Consider the following 18,044-nt stretch of genomic DNA (forward strand, 5'->3'; position numbering starts at 1 on the left):
TGTGGAATGAAAAAAACCGCGTCCTTGCGGTCCCCATGGATTAACTGCGAATCGTTCAATCCTCCTCTTCGCGTTGCAGCTCGAACAGCAGCAGTGAGCGCCCGGTGACGGAGTACTCGGATTCGAAATCGAAGCGCTCCTGTCCACGAACGGTCGGCTGGTTGGTGTCGACCATGCAGGTCCAGAAACTGCCCTCGGGGACTTCCGGCAAGCGGAAGTTGACGATGTCATGGTGCGCGTTGACGACCAGCAGCAGCGTCGCATCGCCACCTTTGCGTCGAATACCGGTTTCCTGGGCGCGGCCGTCCATCAGCATGCCCAGGCAGCGACCATGGCTGTCCTGCCACTGCTCGATGGACATCTCGCTGCCATCCGGGGCCAGCCAGGTCACGTCCTTGACGCCGATGTCCTCGTTGTAATTGCCCACCAGGAAGCGTCCACGACGCAGGATCGGGTAGGTCAGGCGCAACTTGATCAGGCGTTTGACGAACTTGAGCAGCGCCGCGCCGTCCTCGCTCAGGTCCCAATTGACCCAGCCGATCTCACTGTCCTGGCAGTAGGCATTATTGTTGCCGTGCTGGGTACGGGCGAACTCGTCGCCGGCGACGATCATTGGCGTGCCTTGGGCCAATAGCAGGGTGGCGAAGAAGTTGCGCATCTGTCGATGACGCAGCGCGTTGATCTCCGGATCATCCGTCGGACCTTCGACGCCATGGTTCCAGGACAGGTTGTTGTTGCTGCCGTCCTGGTTGTTCTCGTCGTTGGCTTCGTTGTGCTTGTCGTTGTACGACACCAGGTCGTGCAAGGTGAAACCGTCATGGGCGGTGACGAAGTTCACCGAGGCGTACGGACGCCGGCCACGCTGGTTGAACATCTCGCCGGAAGCCGTCATTCGGCTGGCGAAATCGGCGAGCTGGCCGTCGTCACCCTTCCAGAATGCACGCACGGTGTCGCGGAACTTGTCGTTCCACTCGACCCAGCCCGGCGGGAAACGTCCTACCTGGTAGCCCCCTGGGCCGCAGTCCCAAGGCTCGGCGATCATTTTTACCTGGCGCAGCACCGGGTCCTGGCGGCAGGCGACGAGGAAGCTGTGGCGCTCGTCGAAGCCGTCATGGTAACGGCCAAGAATGGTCGCCAGGTCGAAGCGGAAGCCGTCGACGTGCATTTCCGTGGCCCAGTAGCGCAGGGAGTCGGTGACCATCTGCAGCACGCACGGATGGCTCAGGTCCAGGGTATTGCCGGTACCGGAGTCGTTGATGTAGTAGCGTTTGTCGTCGGGCATCAGCCGGTAGTACGAGGCATTATCGATGCCGCGCATGGACAGGGTGGGCCCCTGTTCATTGCCCTCGGCGGTGTGGTTGTAGACCACGTCGAGGATGACTTCCAGGTTGGCCTCGTGCAGGTGGGCGACCATTTCCTTGAACTCGGCGATCTTGCCGCTGGCCAGGTAGCGCGGGTCGGGCGCGAAGAAGGCGATGCTGTTATAGCCCCAGTAGTTGGTCATGCCTTTGTGCAGCAGGTGCTGGTCATTGACGAACCCGTGGATGGGTAGCAGCTCCACCGAGGAAACCCCGAGCTTGCGGATATGCTCCAGCACATCGTCGACCATCAACCCGGCGAAGGTACCGCGCAGGTTTTCGGGCACCGAGGGATGGCGCATGGTGAGGCCGCGTACGTGGGTCTCATACAGGATGGTCTTGTCCCAGGGCACGCTGACGCGATGGTCGTGGCCCCAGGTGTGCGCGGGGTCGATGACTTTGCACTTTGGGACGAACGGGGCGCTGTCACGCTCATCGAAACTGAGGTCGCCATCGGGGTGGCCGATGGTGTAGCCGAACAAGGCTTCGGACCACTTCAATTGACCGACCAGTTGCTTGGCGTAGGGGTCGATCAGCAACTTGTTCGGGTTGAAGCGGTGGCCGTTCGCTGGGTCGTACGGGCCGTAGACCCGGTAGCCATAAATCAATCCCGGATGGGCATCCGGCAGATAGCCGTGGTAGATCTCGTCGGTGTATTCCGGCAGTTCGATGCGTTCGAGTTCGACTTCGCCGGCATCGTCGAAAATGCACAGTTCGACCTTGGTGGCGTTGGCTGAAAACAGCGCGAAATTGACCCCGAGGCCATCCCAGGTTGCACCCAGCGGAAAAGGCAGCCCTTCACGAATCCGCGAAGCCTCGATAATGGGCGGCGGCGTGGTTTTGTTTGGACGGGTCATAGTTGCTCCTGCAAAAAACAGACAGATACAGCGATGCGATTTACTTGAAAAGGAGAGCGATGCCCTTCACCTGTGGCGACGGAATTTATCCCCGCCAGGTGGGACAACGCTGCTTCTCTGTGGGAGCAAGGCTTGCCCGCGATGAGGTCATGCGCTCCTGCAAGCATTCGAGGCGCTCGTTTCGCGAGCAAGCTTTGCTCCCACCCAGCGAGGAGACCGATAGGACGAATCAAACCGCCGGTGGCTTGCGCGGTGCCCGGGGCTTCTTGTCGGTTGCTTTATTGGCCGGTGGCACTACCGCTGCTGTCGCCGCGGAAGGCTTGGCCGCTGGCTTGACCTTGGGCGTGGTGTTCTTCGCGCTGGTCTTGGCCGTGGTGCTCTTGGCTGCCGCAGGCTTGGCGCCATCGGTCTTGCTGGCGGCCGATTTGCTCGCCGCCTTGGGTGGCTTGCTGGGGGCTAGCGCTTCGGCTTCGGCCAGTTTGCGCGCCATCTCCCAGTGGCGTTTTTCCTGCCCGGTGGGTTTACCCTCGGACTCCCAGATCTGATAGGCGAATTCACGAATGCGTTTATCGTCGGTACTCATCGCAGTGCTCCTGATTCAACTCAAGATTGGATAAAGACATTGACCGGGAAATTCCCCAGCGCGGCGCTGATCAGCAGCTCCCTTTGGGGTGTGACTGTTGCGCTTGAAAAAAGTCCCTTCAGTTTTTCATCCTTGGCGGCGAACGGTAACGACACGCGGGTATCGCCCCAATCCGACGCAGCCACCAGCGGCACGGCACTGTTTTCCAGCAACTGCGCCACATGGACAGGTACGACAATGATCGCTCGCTGCTGCGAGTCCTCACGCATGAAAGCCAGCACCCGGTGGGCCTGCTCGCCGAGCACTTCCAACGGCTGGTAGCGACCCTGGCGCCATAGCTGCGGGTACTCGGCCCGCCTGGCCAACGTCTTGGCGATCAATGCCTGTTTGATCCGGCCGTCACGCCAATCGCGTACCAGCGCGGCCGGCGTGTCGTCGGCGTGCATTGCCTCGCGGCGCGCTTGGTAATCCACCGGGCGGCGGTTGTCTGGGTCCACCAGGCTGAAATCCCAGAACTCGTTGCCTTGGTACAGGTCCGGCACGCCGGGTACGGTCATGCGCAGCAAAGTTTGCGCCAGACTGTTGAGCGCACCCGCCGGCGCCATGGCGTGGACCGCCTCGGCGATGGCGCTGCGCAAGGGCAGTCCCTCATCACCCAGCAGCAGGCGTTCGAGGAACATCTGGGTGGCTTGCTCATAAGCATCGTTCACTGCCGCCCAACTGCTTTGCAGCTTGGCTTCGCGCAGGGCCTTGCGCTGCCATTGCCAGAGGCGCTCGTTGTATTCGGCCAGTGCCTTGTGGTCCTGGAGGTCGAGGTCCAGCGGCCAGCTGCCGAGCAGCGCCTGGTAGAGGATCAGCTCGTCACCGGCCGAGGGCGCTGCCGGATCGCTGTGCAGCGAAGGCGAGAGGATGCGCCATTGCTCGACGCAGGTGGCGTACCAATCGGCGCGCTCGCTGAGTACGGCCAGCCTGGCACGGGTATCTTCGCCGCGCTTGTGGTCGTGGGTGGCGGTGGTGATCAGGTTGTCAGGAAAGTGTTCGAGGCGTTCTAGGCACGCCTGGTGGAACGCTTGCACCGGGGCACTGAAGCGCTCGGTGTTATAGCCGACGTCATTGCGCGACAGCAGCACCGCCGAGCGATAGAGCGCGGTGTCCTCCACGGCCTTGGCAGCGGCTGGCGAGGTTAGTTGCTGGAAGCGCACGCAGGCGTGGCGCAGGCGTTTACGCTGGCTGCCCCGCGGGCGATGCCGCCAGGGCATTCCACCGAGCCAGTCGGCCAGGCAATCGAGCACCGGCCAGTCTGCTTCGCTGAGGGTTTGCCGGGCTCCTTCCAGGGCTTGGTTGAAAAACACCTCGTCTTCAGCGGAGCGCCCCATGGGCGTGATGTAGGTGCGGTACACCGGGAAATGCACGATCAACGCCTGCAAGGCCCGCCGAATCGCGCCAAGGGTCAGGTCGCGGGTCATCACATCGTCCCGGGCCACTTGCAGCAAGGCCTGGGCGACACTTTCAAAATCCCCGGCCAAGGAACCATTGAGAATCTGTTGGCGAGCCAGGCGGGCTTCGTCGATGAAGTGTGCCGGCCGCTCGCTGTGCCGGTTCCAGAATTCGGCGAGGGGGGCGGCACCGGCCGGGTCGTGCTGCAGCAGCGAGACCTGGTTCATGAACTCATAGCCGGTACTGCCGTCGATGTTCCAGTCCCGCCGCAACGTCTCGCCATCACCGAGGATTTTCTCGACAAAAATCGGCAAGTGCCGCGACGGCGACAACGCGTCAAGTCGTCTGCGTAATTTGCGGCAGTAACCGCGAGGGTCGGCCAGGCCGTCGATGTGATCGATCCGCAGGCCGTCCACCAGCCCTTCGCCGATCAACTCGAAAATCTTGGCATGGGTGGCTTCGAATACCGCCGGACGCTCGACCCGCAGGCCGCCCAGTTCGTTGACATCGAAAAAGCGCCGCCAATTGATGTCGTCCGCTGCGGTGCGCCAACTGGCGAGCCGATAGCTCTGGCGCTCCAGCAACTGATGCAGGCGTTCGAAACCCTCGGGCTGGGTGGAATCGTAGGCACCCAGGTTTTCCTCGATGGCGGCAAGGATGCCGGCGTGTGCCGCCAGGCCCTGCAACTCTGTTTGCAGCGGGCGGGCGAGGGTGTGGGCATCGGTCTGGTAATTCAGTGTAGTGAAGCGCTCGGCCAGGGTCTTGAGCGATTCGGCCTGTTCGGCAGGCAGGGTTTCGGCGGGTTTGAGCAGCTCGCCGTAGTGCATCGGGCAAATCGGGAAGCGGTGTTCATAGTGCTCGACGTAGAAGCTGCCGTGAGCGGCATCGAAGCGCAGCTGCAAGGTGCCTTCTTGCAAAGCCACGCCGTAGTCGCTGCCCAGGAACGGCAGCAACAACTGGCCTTCCATCAGCGGGTCCGGGGAATGCCACTGGATGTCGAAAAACTCGCCGTAGGGGCTCAGGCGTCCCCATTCCAGCAAATCCAGCCACCAGGGATTGTCGTTGCCGCCGACGGCCATGTGATTGGACACGATGTCGAGAATCAAGCCCATCCGATGCTCGCGCAACGTTGCAACCAAGCGCTTGAGTGCGGCTTCGCCACCCAGTTCGGGGTTGACCAGGGTCGGGTCGACAACGTCGTAGCCGTGCATGGAGCCGGCCCGGGCCTTGAGCAGCGGCGAAGCATAAATATGGCTGATGCCCAGCGAGGCGAAGTACGGCACCTGGGGGATGGCATCGTCCAGGGTGAAGCCTTTATGGAGCTGCAGGCGTAACGTTGCCCGCAGGGGTTGGATCAACGTCTGTTTCATCGGTCACGCTCGTTCGCCTGAAGTCGCGCACAGGCGAGTATTTCCAGGCGCCGGGCGGCGTCCGGGTGGTCCAGCAGCGCCTGGCTCTGTTGGGCCAGGCGGCGGCGCCAGTTGGGGTGGGTGTCGATGGTGCCGGGCAGGTTGGCTTGCTCCTCGATGCCCAAGGCATCCTCGAGTGGCAGCAATACCAACGGCGCGCGGGTGTGGCCGAGGAAGCGCACGCTGGCATCGAGCACCTGGTCGGTCTCGCGATGTTCTTCGCGAAAATTCTGCGGGTCCTGGTTCAGCACTTGGCGTAGGCCTTCGCGTTCGCGCTCGCGGTGTTTGCGCCAGTCCATCTCGGTGGGGGAATCGATCAGGTCCAGTCGGGCATTCCAGTCGATGTCATGACCATGCCACCAACCGTTGAGCGTCGGCAGGTCATGGGTGCTGGTGGTCGCCAGGGCGTTGTCGGGCCAGTCGAGGATGGGCTTGAAGTGGGTGTTGTCCTGTTCGAACAACAGTACGCGCATGCCCAGGATCGACCGGGCGATGAGTTTGTCCCGCAGGCCACCCGGCACGGTACCGAGGTCTTCGCCGAGCACGATGGCCTGGTGGCGATGGGATTCCAGCGCCAGCAGGCGCAGCAGGTCGTCCACTGGGTAATACAGGTAGGCACCATCGCTGGGTGGGGCGTCGTTAGGGATCACCCAGAGCCGCTGCAAGCCCATCACATGGTCGATGCGCAAGCCGCCGGCGTGGGCGAAGTTGGCCCGGAGCATTTCAATGAAGGCGCGAAAGCCGTTGCGCACCAGGCCTTCCGGGGAAAACGCCGAGATGCCCCAGCCTTGGCCGGAGCGGTTGAGGATGTCCGGCGGCGCGCCCACCGTCAGCGACGCGAGCAGTTCGTCCTGACGGCTCCAGGCCTGGCTGCCGCCACCGTCGGCGCCCACCGCCAGGTCGGCGATCAGGCCGATGCCCATGCCGCTGGACTTGGCGGCGCTCTGGGCGCGTTCCAGGCAACGGGCAATCAGCCATTGGCAAAAGGCGTAGAAGCCGATCTCATCGGCATTTTCCTCGGCGAAATGGGCCAGGGCGGCGCTGCGTGGATCACGCAGTGCTTCCGGCCACTGTCGCCAATCGAGGCTTTCGCCCCGGGCCTCGCGTTCGGCCTGCAAGGCTTCGAAGCGGCAATGGTTTTCCAGGGCTTCGCCGCTGCTGTGACGAAAACTGCTGAAGTCTTCGTGCAACGGGTGCGCGCCCTGGCTGAAGCCGTCGTACAGGGCACGGAGGATTTTCTGCTTGGCCTGAGCGGCGACCGGCCAGTCGATCAGCGGCTGCTCTTCCAGGTTGCGCAGTTGATTGGTCAAGCCGGTGGCGTCGATGGCGGTGCGCAGGGCACGTTCACCGAGGATGGTGCCGGGCGCGGCGTACAGGCTGTTGAGAAACAATCGGCTGGATGGCGAATAAGGGCTGTAGCGTCCGGTGTCGCTGCTGAACATGGCGTGCATCGGGCTGATGGCAATGGCCTCGGCACCGCGTTCGCCGGCTACCCGGGCCAGCTCTTCCAGGGCCTGGGTATCACCAAAGCCGCCGTCGCCGGGGCGCCGCAGGGCGTACAACTGCGCACTGAGGCCCCAGGCCCGTGGTGTCGGGTCGTCCACTGCATCGGCCACGCTGTAGCAGCGGGCCGGCGCGACGGCCAGGGTGAAATGTTGGTTTTGGATATGGACGTGCTGATAACCCACCGGGACCATCCCCGGTAACTTGGCCTCGGCATCGAGGTTCAGGTGCAGTGTCGCGCCGTCTTCGAGTTTGATTTCGCAGGGCGTCCCGGCCTCGAAGTAGCGGCTCAAGTCCAGGCTGGCCCCTACATCGGCAGTGATCAGCGGTGGCAGTTGATGGTTCTGTTGATCTTCCTGCAACTGCAACAGGCTGGCGTCGATTTCCTGGGCGCTGCCGGCGGGATGGCCCAGGCCAGTGAGAACCGAACGCAAGACGGCTGGCGAGACTTTCTGGGGCCGGCCATTGGCATCGATCCAATCCACCGCCAGGCCTGCTCGGCCGGCGAGGATTTCCAGTTGCGCGTCGCTCATTGGCGCTCTCCAGTGATGTTGGGCAAGGTTGTCGCCTGCGTCAGACTGACCAGCGCGCTATAGGGCGCAAGGACGCCCTTTTGCAACAGACCCATGGCCTGTTGCGGATGTTCGAAAAGAATGCGTACCTCTTCCGGGGCCTGGTGGTCGATGGGCTGGTCGCCAAGGTTCAGGTCGATGCGCAACACACTGCCATCGCCCAGTCGCCAGCGTGCGCTGACGGCGCCATGGCCCAGCACATCGGCCCCGAGAGCCTGAGCGCCGGGCAGGCGCGGGACGATCTCTTCACGGCGGATTTTCAGCAGTTGGCGATACAGCGCCTCGCTGGCCTGTTGCTCCGGCCCCTGCGGTTCCAGGCTCGGGCGTGACGCCTCAAAGGTGCCGGCGGCGTTGGGATCGGGAATTCGCGCGCGTTGCTGCGGATCGGCGAAGGCACTGAAGGCCTTGAACTCGTTGCGTCGGCCTTCGCGCACGAGTTCCGCCAGCTCGCCATGGTGGCTGGTGAAGAACAGGAACGGTTGTTCAGCCGCTGCTTCATCGCCCATGAACAGCAGTGGGATCATCGGTGACAACAGCAACAGGGCCGTCGCTGCTTGCAGGGCCTGGGGGGCGGCGAGCTGATGCAGGCGTTCACCCAGGGCACGGTTGCCGATCTGGTCATGGTTTTGCAGGAACAGCACGAATGCGCTCGGCGGCAGGTGACCACTGGGCTCGCCCCGGGATTCGCCGTGGCGATTGATGTGACCCTGGAAGACGAAACCCTGGCTGAGGCAGCGTGCCAGTTGTTCCGTCGGCTGCTCGGCATAGTCGGCGTAGTAGGCGTCGGTCTCGCCGGTCAGCAACACATGCAAGGCATTGTGGCCGTCGTCGTTCCACTGGGCGTCGTAGCCCTGTTCCAGCAGGCTGGCCTGGTTGTGTTCGTTTTCCACGGTCAGCCAGACATGCCGGACCGGGTCCACCTGTTCGCGCACCCTGGCCGCCAGTTCCTGGAGAAAGTCCGGATCTTCGATGGCATGCACCGCGTCGAGGCGCAGACCGTCAAAACGGTATTCCAACAGCCACATCAGCGCATTGTCGATGAAGAAGTCCCGCACCTCGCGACGGCGAAAATCGATCGCCGCGCCCCAGGGCGTGTGCTTGTCTTCGCGGAAGAAGCCCTTGGCATAGCGGTGCAGGTAATTGCCGTCAGGGCCGAAGTGGTTGTAGACCACGTCCAGGATGACGGACAGCCCATGGCCGTGGGCACTGTCGATCAGATGCTTGAGCTGTTCAGGTGTGCCGTAGGACGCCTGGGGGGCGTAGGGCAGGACCCCGTCGTAGCCCCAGTTGCGATCGCCAGGAAACTGCGCCAGCGGCATCAGCTCAATGGCGGTGATACCTAGCCCGGCCAGGCGCGCCAACTGCTGTTCGACACCGTTGAAACCACCGAGGGCGCCCACGTGCAGTTCGTAGATCACGGCTTCGTGCCAGGGGCGACCGGACCATTGGGTGTGCCGCCAGGAGTAGGCATGGGGGTCGACCACCACGCTGTGGCGGTCAATGTCGCCGGCCTGGGCACGAGAGGCCGGGTCCGGCACCTCCAGTTCGCCATCGATGTTGTAGCGATAGCGGGTCCCGGCGGGGCAACGGGTCTGGATCATGAACCAGCCGTCGGCTTGGGGCAGTAGGGGTATTGAATCTCCAGTGTCGAGCTCGACACTGACAAAAAAAGCATCCGGGGCCCAGAGGGCGAAGCGGGTGTGCTCGTCATCCAGCATCACCGCGCCGTGGGTCCATGTCTCAGGCGTCCTTGACGTCATTGTTACCTCATTGTCTGGCCGATTTTCCCAGGGACTTTGCCACCAGTTGTTCGTAGAGTTCGGCGTAGGGTTCCACCGCCTTGCACCAGTTGAACGGCGCGGACATGGCCCGGCAGCGCATGGCGTTGAGCAGGTCTGGGAACTCGAAAACCTTGAAGGCCCGGCTCAAGGCCTGTTTGTAGCTCTCCACCGTGGACTCATCGAACAGGAACCCGGTGATGCCATCTTCGATGGTGTCCGCCAAGCCTCCGGTATTGCGCGCCACCGGCAGCGAGCCGAAGCGTTGGGCGTACATCTGGCTCAAGCCGCAGGGCTCGTAGCGCGACGGCATCAGCAGGAAATCGCTGCCGGCAAACATCCGTCGGGCATCGGTTTCGTTGAAGCCGATGCGTACGCCGATGCGGCCGGGGAAGCGCAGCGCCAGTTCGCGCATGGCCTGTTCTTCCTCCGGTTCGCCACGGCCGATGATGGCAATCTGGCCACCGGACTCGACGATGAATTCGGCGACTGCTTCGGTCAGGTCCAGGCCTTTCTGGTAGACCAGGCGCGACACCACGGCGAACAGCGGGCCCGTGGAATCGTCCAGTCCGAACAGTTCCCGCACATGGCTCGCGTTGACTGCCTTGCCTTCCCAGTCGCCGATGGCGAACTGGCGGAACAGGTGCGAATCGGTGGCCGAATCCCAGCTTTCGTCGATGCCGTTGGGAATGCCGCTGAGCAAGCCTTGTTGAGTCTTGGCCGCGAGGAAACCGTCGAGCCCACAACCAAACGCCGGGGTGGTGATCTCCTGGGCGTAGGTGGCGCTGACGGTGGTGATATGGCTGGAGTAGGCCATCCCGGCCTTGAGGAACGACAGTTTGCCGTAGAACTCCATGCCTTCCTGTTGCAGGGCGTGCTCGGGAATGCCCAGCTCCGGGCACGAGGCCAAGCTGACCACACCCTGGTAGGCCAGGTTGTGGATGGTGAACAGGGTCGGGGTGCGTTGCCCGCGCCAGTGCATATAAGCGGGCGCCAACCCGGCTGGCCAGTCGTGGGCGTGGACCAGGTCCGGGCACCAGTGGATCTGCGCGAGGTTGGCGGCGATGTCGGCGGCGGCCAGGCCCAGGCGGGCGAAGCGGATGTGATTATCGGGCCAGTCGCGGCCGTTGTTGGCACCGTAGGGCGAGCCTTCGCGGGCGAACAGTTCCGGGCAGATCAGGACGTAGATCACCAGGCCATCGGCCATGTCCATGCGCCCGATCTTGCAGGGCGGCAGTGCGGCGTGGCCGCCCAGTTCGCCGATGATGTGAATCGGATTGCCGCTGTTCATCACTTGCGGATAACCGGGGATCAGTACCCGGACATCATGGAGCCCGGCCATGGCCCGGGGCAGTGCCGAGGACACATCGCCCAAGCCGCCAGTCTTGACCAGGTCGGCGATTTCCGAGGTGACGAACAGGACTTTCTTGCGGTTGGGATTCTGTCGAGCGACGGGGAGCAGTGCCTTGCCGCCGGTGGCCAGCACCGGGGCCGTCGGCGATTCGGCCGCCGGCGGTAATTGTGAACGGACTTGTTGTGGTTCCAAGGCAGCACTGATCATAAATATCTCCCATTTCTCGATCTGTTTCCGGCAAGCGCCAGAGCTGTTGTTTCATTGGCCGAATCCTGCGGCCAGGCGCACAAGCGCTACGAAGGAAAGCGAACGGCTACCCAAACGCGGCGAAGCGAAGCAGCTGAAGGAGCTGTTGCAATGACCAGTGCAAGGACTGCACCAGTCGCTATTGCCCTACCTCTAACCTGACCTGTCGCCGTTGCGAAAAGTTTCGACTTTTTTTCATCTGGATGACCGGTCGGTTTTCCCCCCGGTTAGGCAGTCTAGGTCAGATCCTAGAGCGGTGCGGCTCGGTTCGTCGCATTGTCCGACAATCACGTTTTTTAGCGGCAATGTCTTACATGAGGACGGGGAATACGCACCGACGAAGTGCAGGTTTTTGCAAAGAAAAAAGTGTATGGGGAGGGGGTTGTTTCATCGGCGTGCGCGATGGAATGGCGCGATGCACCATTGGAGGGCGGCTGGAATGGCGGCGTTTTGATGGCCAATGTCCGCGCTGAAACACGCTGTTTCTGTGGGAGCGGGCTTGCTCGCGAATGCGGTCTGTCAGCCACATATCTACTGACTGATACACCGCATTCGCGAGCAAGCCCGCTCCCACAGCAGGAGGTGTTCTGGGGATTGGGGGGCGGTTCAGCCCGCTGGCGTCAGCAACCGAATCGGCGTGCCCGCCGCCCAGGCCAGCAGGTCCTCGATCATCAAGGAATAGAACCGCTGGTAATTCTGTCGGCTGACGTAACCCACATGGGGCGTGGCCAGTACGTTGTCCAGGGTTCGGAACGGGTGGGCGGCAGGCAAGGGCTCCTGGGCGAAGACGTCCAGGGCGGCGCCGGCCAAGCGTTTGTGCTGGAGGGCGTCGATCAGGGCGGTTTCATCGACGATGGGGCCGCGGGAGGTGTTGACCAGCAGCGCCTCGGGTTTCATCCAGGCCAGCGCCTGGGCATCCACCAGACCGCGGGTGCGTTCGCCGAGCACCAAGTGGATCGAGAGCACGTCGGCCTGTTCGAACAACGCCTGTTTGCTGACATAGCTCACGCCCACTTCGGCGGCTCGTTCGGCGCTGAGGTTCTGGCTCCAGGCGATGACCCGCATGCCAAACACCTGGCCGAACTGCGCCACCCGCGTGCCGATGCTGCCCAGGCCGAGGATTGCCAGGGTCTTGCCGTGCAGGTCCCCGCCCAGGCCTTGCTGCCAGAGGCCGGCGCGCAAGGCGTTGGCCTCCTGTACCAGGTTGCGGGTCAGCGCCATGATCAGCGCCCAGGTCAGTTCAGGCGTGGCGTGTTTGTAGCTGTCGGTGCCGCAGACCTGGATGCCCAATTCGGCGGCGGCCTTCAGGTCCAGGGCGGCATTGCGCATGCCGCCGGTGAGGAGCAGCTTGAGATTGGGCAAGCGGCGCAGCAGGCCTTCGTCGAACAGGGTACGTTCGCGCATCACGCAGATCACCTCGAAGCGCTGCAAGCGTTCGGCGAGGGTGTCGCGGTCGGCGGGGTAGTCGTGGAGAAACGTCACCTGGCCGACGCTGTCGAGCACCGACCAATCCACCACGTCGCGCGCCACATCTTGCCAATCGTCTATGACTGCTATTTGCACCGCCATGGATCACCTCGTCAGGGAATCGGTTTGTCCAGCCAGCCGAGCAGGGCCTCGTGGAACCGATCCGGCTCTTCCATTTGCGGCGCATGCCCCAGATTGGGGAACTCCACCAGGGTCGAGCGGGGAATCAGCCCGGCCACCTGCTTGCCCAGTACCTCGTAGTGGCCCAGTTTGGCCTTGACCGCCGGTGGCGCGATGTCGCTGCCGATGGCGGTGGTGTCCGAGGTGCCGATCAACAGCAGGGTGGGCACGCTCAGGTCCTTGAACTCGTAATAGACCGGCTGGGTGAAGATCATGTCGTAGATCAACGCCGAGTTCCAGGCCACCTGCTCATGACCCGGGCCCTTGTTCAAGCCGGCAAGCATATCCACCCAACGGTCGAACTCAGGTTTCCAGCGGCCGGCGTAATAGGTTGTGCGCTCGTAATTGCGAATGCCCTCTGCGGTGACCTTCAGCTCACGGGCGTACCACTGGTCGACGGTGCGGTAGGGCACGCCCAAGGCTTTCCAGTCTTCCAGGCCGATGGGGTTGACCATCGCCAGGCGTTCGACCTGGTCGGGAAACTGCAAGGCGTAGCGGGTGGCAAGCATGCCGCCAGTGGAATGGCCGAGGACGATGGATTTCTGTACGCCGAGGGCCTTGAGCAAGGCCTGGGTGTTGGTTGCCAGTTGCTGGAAACTGTACTGGTAATGCTCGGGTTTGCTCGAGGTGCAGAAGCCGATCTGGTCCGCCGCGATGACCCGGTAGCCGGCCTCACTAAGGGTCTTGATCGTATCGCCCCAGGTGGCGGCGCAGAAATTCTTGCCGTGCATCAGCACCACGGTGCGGCCATTGACCTTGCCTTGGGCCGGTACGTCCATGTAGCCCATCTGCAAGGATTGGCCCTGGGACTGTAAGGCGAAATGCTTGAGGGTGTAGGGGTATTGGAAGCCTTCCAACTGCGCGCCGTAGGCTGGCCCTTCCGGTGGATTGGCGGCTTGGGCGAGCAGGGGCAGGGCGGCGCTGAGCATCAGGCTGGGCAACCAGCGGGTCATGATTCGGGACATGGTCGATCTCCTTGTGGCCGCCGCCGATCCTGGCGCGACTCGATTATGGCGACATTAACCACAGGCAACCGAACGGCCCGAACGTTCAACCCATCCAGCCCAGTGTGGCCAGGGCGAGCACGCCATAGCGCATGCCTTTGGCCAGGGCCACGATCAGCAGGAAGCGCCGCCACGGTTCGCCCATCACCCCGGCCACCAGGGTCAACGGGTCGCCGATGATTGGCAGCCAACTGAGCAGCAGTGACCAGCGGCCGAAGCGCTGGTAATGCAGGCGAGCCTTCTCCAGGCGGGTCGGGCTGACCGGGAACCAGCGCCGGTCCTTGAAGTGTTCCAGCCGCGTGCCCAGCCACCAGTTCACCAGCGAACCCAGGACGTTGCCGACCGTGGCGACCGCGAGCAGCAACCAGGTTTCGTGGCGCTCGCTGAGCAACAGGCCGACCAACAAGGCCTCCGACTGGAGCGGCAACAAGGTCGCCGCGCCGAACGCCGCCAGGAACAAGCCGATATAGGCTTCGCCCATCAGTGGGCCGGGTAATCCGCCACCACGGTTTGGGTCCCGTCTTTTTTCTGGCCGATCACTTGATAAGCGTCGCTCATGCCATCCATTTCCATGCCGGGCGAGCCCATGGGCATGCCCGGCGCGGCGACGCCGAGCAAGTCATCGCGCTTGCTCAACGCCAGCACCTGGTCGGACGGGACATGGCCCTCGACGAATTTGCCGTTGATCTCGGCGGTGTGGCAAGAGCGCAGGTTCGGCGCTACGCCCAGGCGTTGCTTGACCGAACTCATGTCGGCCTCGACGTGGTCGTTGACCTTGAAGCCGTTTTCTTGCAGATGCGAGATCCACTTTTTGCAGCAGCCGCAATTGGCATCGCGGTGCACATCGATGGTCACCGGCTCGGCGGCCTGGGCCAGGGAGGTCATGAACAGGGCGCTCAAGGCGAGCAGGTGCAGGGGGTTGGCCATGGAGGTGGTCTCGTGTCGTACGGTTTGGAGGGAGGATAACAGAGTAGCGAGGGCGAGCTGACAGGGGGCTGAGGCGGGGATTACAGAATTGTCAGGTTGCAAGGGCGAACGCAGTCCTGTGGGAGCAAAGCTTGCTCGCGATAGCGGTTTGTCAGTCACAACCTTGCTGCTGATCCGCCGCTATCGCGAGCAAGCTTTGCTCCCACAGATCTGATGGGTGTACGGGCGGGAGAGACAGGTCGTCTGTCAGGCCGTCTTCGCGAGCAAGCCCGCTCCCACAGGAGAATGACGACGCGTCAGCGCACCTTGAACCGCCCCATGATCGCATTCACCCGCGTGTTGGCTTCCAGCAGTTGCCGGGTGTTGGCTTCGCTGGCCAGGCCGCTTTCCACCAGTTCCTCCACCATGTGGCGGATTTGCACCATGCTGCGATTGATCTCCTCGGTCACCGCGCTCTGTTGCTCGGCCGCCGTGGCGATCTGGGTGCTCAGGCTGTTGATCTGGCTGACCGAACCGGCCATTTCGTCCAGGCCCGAGTTCACCCGTGACGTCGCATCGGCGGCCGACTGGCAGCTGGCTTGAGTGTTTTCCATGGCCGAGACCGACGAACTCACGCCTTGGGTCAGACGGGTCAGCATTTCGTTGATTTCCGAGGTGCTGGCCTGGGTGCGAGCGGCGAGGGCGCGGACTTCGTCGGCCACTACCGCAAACCCCCGGCCTTGCTCACCGGCTCGGGCGGCTTCGATGGCGGCGTTAAGGGCCAGCAGGTTGGTCTGCCCGGCGATGGCACCGATCACGCCAAGGATCTCGGTGATGCGCTGGGCGTCCTGTTGCATGCTCTCTACCTTGCGGGTGGCGCTGGCCACCTCATCGATCAGCGCCACCACACTGTTGGAGGCCTCGCCGACGACCACGCGGGAGCGGTCGGCATGCTCGTTGGCGCGTTGGGTGAACGCGGCGGTCTCGGCGGCGTTTTGCGCGACGCTTTCAGCCGTGGAGCTCATCTCGGTAATGGCCGTCACGGTCTGGTCGGTTTCCGAGGCGTGGCGCATCAGGATTTCGCTGGTGTGGGCCGAGGTCCGCTGTAGATCGCCCAGGCTCGAGGCCATGGCGCCGGTGGCCTGGGTGACTTCACCGATCATGCCTTGCAGGTAAGCGATGAAGCGGTTGACCGAATGACCGATCGCGCCCAATTCATCCTCGGCTCGGATGGTGATGCGGCGGGTCAGGTCGGCATCGCCTGTGGACAAGGCGTCGATGTTGCCCTTGAGGATCTTCATGCGGTGGGTCAACTGACGGATCGCATAAAGCTGCATCAACACCAGCAGGATCACCATCGGGATCTGCAGCAGGCTCAGGGTGCTCAATACATCATCGCGCTGGGCGGTGATCAGCCGGGTCGGCAACGCAGTGGCAAGGAACCACGGCGAACCTTCGATAGGGCGCATGAAGAAGGTGCTGGCCTCGCCCTTGTTGTCGAACTCGACCCGCTGCAACGGCTGGTCACGCTTGGCCAGGCCTGCCTTGACCTGGGCGGCGAATGGCGAGGTGGCCGCCAGTTCGCTGATGTTCTTCAACACGATCGGCCCGCTGATGCGCGAACTGTTGCTGATGATCTTGCCGTCGCCTTCGACGATCAGCATCTCGGCGCTCAGGTCGGCTTCCTTGCGTGCGATCAGGTCGTTGAAGAAACCCAGGGTCACGTCGATGGTGGACACGCCGTAGGGCACGCCGTTTTTCTGGATGGCCATGGCGCAGTTGGTACGGGGCTCGGCGCTGGCATCGTCCTTGTAGGCGGCCGCCCAGGCGCACTTGCCAGGGGGCGTGGCCATGCCGCCCTTGTGCCAGGGTTGTTCGTAATAGTTGGGCGCGGCGTCACTGTTCCAGAAGGTATTGACCGCCAGCTTGCCGGACGCGTCGCGGTGCCAGAACGTGCTGAATTTGCTGCGTCCCTCGGCCCGCTGGTTGGGCAACGGCCAGATCCCGCCGCCGAACACTTTCAATTCGCCGTACTGGTCCACCAGCCCCGGCAATACTTTGTCGATGGCATCGCTGTCGAGCAGCGGGATGGTCTGGGTGATGCTGCGTTGCTGCGCCTGCACCTTGTTCAGTTCGCCCTGGATCTGCTCGGCAACCTCGGCGATGCGGTTCAGCGCCACTTGCTCTTCAGTCTGGCGCAGCTTGGGCGCGACCAGGTAACTGATGCCCACCACGGTCAGGAGCGACAACACCAGCATGAAAATGACCAGGAACAGGGTGTAGCGAGCCTGAATCGTTCGGAATGAGGGCATGGGGAAAATCCTTGCACGAAGGCGACTTTCTAAAGCAAGCGGATGGGCAGTCCTGATTGTATCGGCCTGGGGCGATGCAGCTTTAGAGGTCAGTCGGTCAAGGAATAAAACGAGGGGATTGCACGAAGACTCGCCTTCGGCTGTACCATGATGCCCCCTTGGCGCCTGTCAGTCCGGCAATACGGTATGGACCTGGCAGCCTTCGGATAAAGAACGGACACATTCAGGAAATTGGCAATGACTCATTCGCAACGTTTGAAATACTCGATTCTGATCGTCCTCGTCGTCCTGGCGATCATGCTGGGGCTGTCCTGGATGCAGGGCCAGGGCATGATCAGCGAGCAGCTGTTTCAATACATCGCCATTGCCGTGGCCATCATCGTGGTGGTGATCAACGGCGTAATGCGGCGCAAGGTCAAGTCCTGAGCGCCGGGTTCAATCCTCGGCCTTGAGCACGGCCATCGCGCTGGGGTGCAGGCGGTAGCTTTTATCGGGGTTGAGGGTCACGACGCCCTCGCTGCACAGGCGCTTCAACACCTCGCGCACGCTGAGAAAGGACAACGGAATGTCCAGCCCCAATAACTGGCTGTGCACACCACGCACGCCCAGGCAGCGGTTTTCGTGGGCGGCCTTGAGCAGCGCATCGATGACTTTTAGGCGAATCAGGCTGGTCCTGAGCCCGAAGCTCTTGAGCAGGCGCCTGATGTGATCATTGCCGCCGCGCTCTGGCGGCCTGTCGAATTCACGGTGGGTGGCATTCAGCGAGACGCCGGTCGGCCTTGGCTTGCCCTCCATGGGCAGTTGCGCGTTACGCATGCAGAAACTCCTTACCAGCCTGATCAGAAAAGGTCACGAATACTCTCCTGTTATAGGACGAACGAGGACGGGCAATCATGAGGACGGTGATGTGAAAAAATTGCCCCGGCTTCGTCAAACCCCCGTGTTCAAGCGGCGCCAGGCCATTAATTTTTTTTCATCCGGTTCGTTTTCAAGGTAGGCACATTCCGGTTCAGCATGCGGTGTGTGATTTCCCAGGCGGGCCGAGAGTTTGTCTACAGGCGCAGCGGCAGCCGTCCTG

Annotated in this window: 13 protein-coding genes; 1 reads left to right on the forward strand and 12 read right to left on the reverse strand. The window is 62.7% G+C overall.

Translation table 11 applies throughout. The annotated features are described in order from the left end of the window. Window positions 1-55: 55 nt before the first annotated feature. The 11 genes from glgX to J3361_RS19315 form a co-directional block, all read right to left on the reverse strand. Window positions 56-2,215, reverse strand: a complete 2,160-nt coding sequence (gene glgX, locus J3361_RS19265; RefSeq protein WP_207965910.1) for a glycogen debranching protein GlgX — start codon at window positions 2,213-2,215, stop codon at window positions 56-58. 229 nt (window positions 2,216-2,444) lie between these two features. Continuing rightward, window positions 2,445-2,798, reverse strand: coding sequence for a DUF2934 domain-containing protein (locus tag J3361_RS19270; protein ID WP_207965911.1), 354 nt, complete (start codon window positions 2,796-2,798; stop codon window positions 2,445-2,447). Between the two features lie 20 nt (window positions 2,799-2,818). Further along, on the reverse strand, window positions 2,819-5,605 hold the full coding sequence (locus J3361_RS19275; protein ID WP_207965912.1) for a malto-oligosyltrehalose synthase: 2,787 nt from the start codon (window positions 5,603-5,605) through the stop codon (window positions 2,819-2,821). Continuing rightward, window positions 5,602-7,680, reverse strand: coding sequence for a 4-alpha-glucanotransferase (gene malQ, locus J3361_RS19280; RefSeq protein WP_207965913.1), 2,079 nt, complete (start codon window positions 7,678-7,680; stop codon window positions 5,602-5,604). Before malQ ends, J3361_RS19275 begins: the two co-directional genes overlap by 4 nt. After that, window positions 7,677-9,479, reverse strand: a complete 1,803-nt coding sequence (gene treZ / locus J3361_RS19285) for a malto-oligosyltrehalose trehalohydrolase (protein ID WP_207965914.1) — start codon at window positions 9,477-9,479, stop codon at window positions 7,677-7,679. The genes malQ and treZ overlap by 4 nt, the downstream gene beginning before the upstream one ends. 7 nt (window positions 9,480-9,486) lie before the next feature. Continuing rightward, window positions 9,487-11,058 (reverse strand): glycogen synthase GlgA, encoded by a 1,572-nt coding sequence (glgA, locus tag J3361_RS19290; protein WP_207965915.1) that lies wholly within the window; start codon window positions 11,056-11,058, stop codon window positions 9,487-9,489. Window positions 11,059-11,703: 645 nt separating this feature from the next. Beyond that, complete coding sequence (locus J3361_RS19295) at window positions 11,704-12,666, reverse strand: D-2-hydroxyacid dehydrogenase family protein (RefSeq protein WP_207965916.1); 963 nt, start codon at window positions 12,664-12,666, stop codon at window positions 11,704-11,706. 11 nt (window positions 12,667-12,677) lie between these two features. Further along, window positions 12,678-13,709 (reverse strand): alpha/beta hydrolase, encoded by a 1,032-nt coding sequence (locus tag J3361_RS19300; protein ID WP_207965917.1) that lies wholly within the window; start codon window positions 13,707-13,709, stop codon window positions 12,678-12,680. An 85-nt stretch (window positions 13,710-13,794) separates the two neighbouring features. Then, on the reverse strand, window positions 13,795-14,229 hold the full coding sequence (locus J3361_RS19305) for a YqaA family protein (protein WP_207965918.1): 435 nt from the start codon (window positions 14,227-14,229) through the stop codon (window positions 13,795-13,797). Further along, window positions 14,229-14,675: a DUF411 domain-containing protein gene (locus tag J3361_RS19310; protein ID WP_207965919.1), complete on the reverse strand. Its 447-nt coding sequence runs from the start codon at window positions 14,673-14,675 to the stop codon at window positions 14,229-14,231. The genes J3361_RS19305 and J3361_RS19310 overlap by 1 nt, the downstream gene beginning before the upstream one ends. Window positions 14,676-14,971: 296 nt before the next feature. Continuing rightward, window positions 14,972-16,966, reverse strand: coding sequence for a methyl-accepting chemotaxis protein (locus J3361_RS19315; RefSeq protein ID WP_207965920.1), 1,995 nt, complete (start codon window positions 16,964-16,966; stop codon window positions 14,972-14,974). Window positions 16,967-17,203: 237 nt separating this feature from the next. On the opposite strand from J3361_RS19315, the gene J3361_RS19320 reads away from it, so the two are divergent. Continuing rightward, the gene (locus tag J3361_RS19320) at window positions 17,204-17,392 is read left to right on the forward strand and encodes a hypothetical protein (RefSeq protein ID WP_207965921.1); all 189 of its coding nucleotides are present in this window, start codon (window positions 17,204-17,206) and stop codon (window positions 17,390-17,392) included. A gap of 9 nt (window positions 17,393-17,401) precedes the next feature. Here J3361_RS19320 and J3361_RS19325 read toward each other — a convergent pair whose 3' ends face one another. Next, window positions 17,402-17,782: a fe2+ zn2+ uptake regulation protein gene (locus J3361_RS19325; RefSeq protein ID WP_207965922.1), complete on the reverse strand. Its 381-nt coding sequence runs from the start codon at window positions 17,780-17,782 to the stop codon at window positions 17,402-17,404. Window positions 17,783-18,044: the final 262 nt, after the last annotated feature.

Source organism: Pseudomonas sp. OA65 (assembly GCF_017498305.1).
Classification (GTDB): domain Bacteria; phylum Pseudomonadota; class Gammaproteobacteria; order Pseudomonadales; family Pseudomonadaceae; genus Aquipseudomonas; species Aquipseudomonas zanjanensis.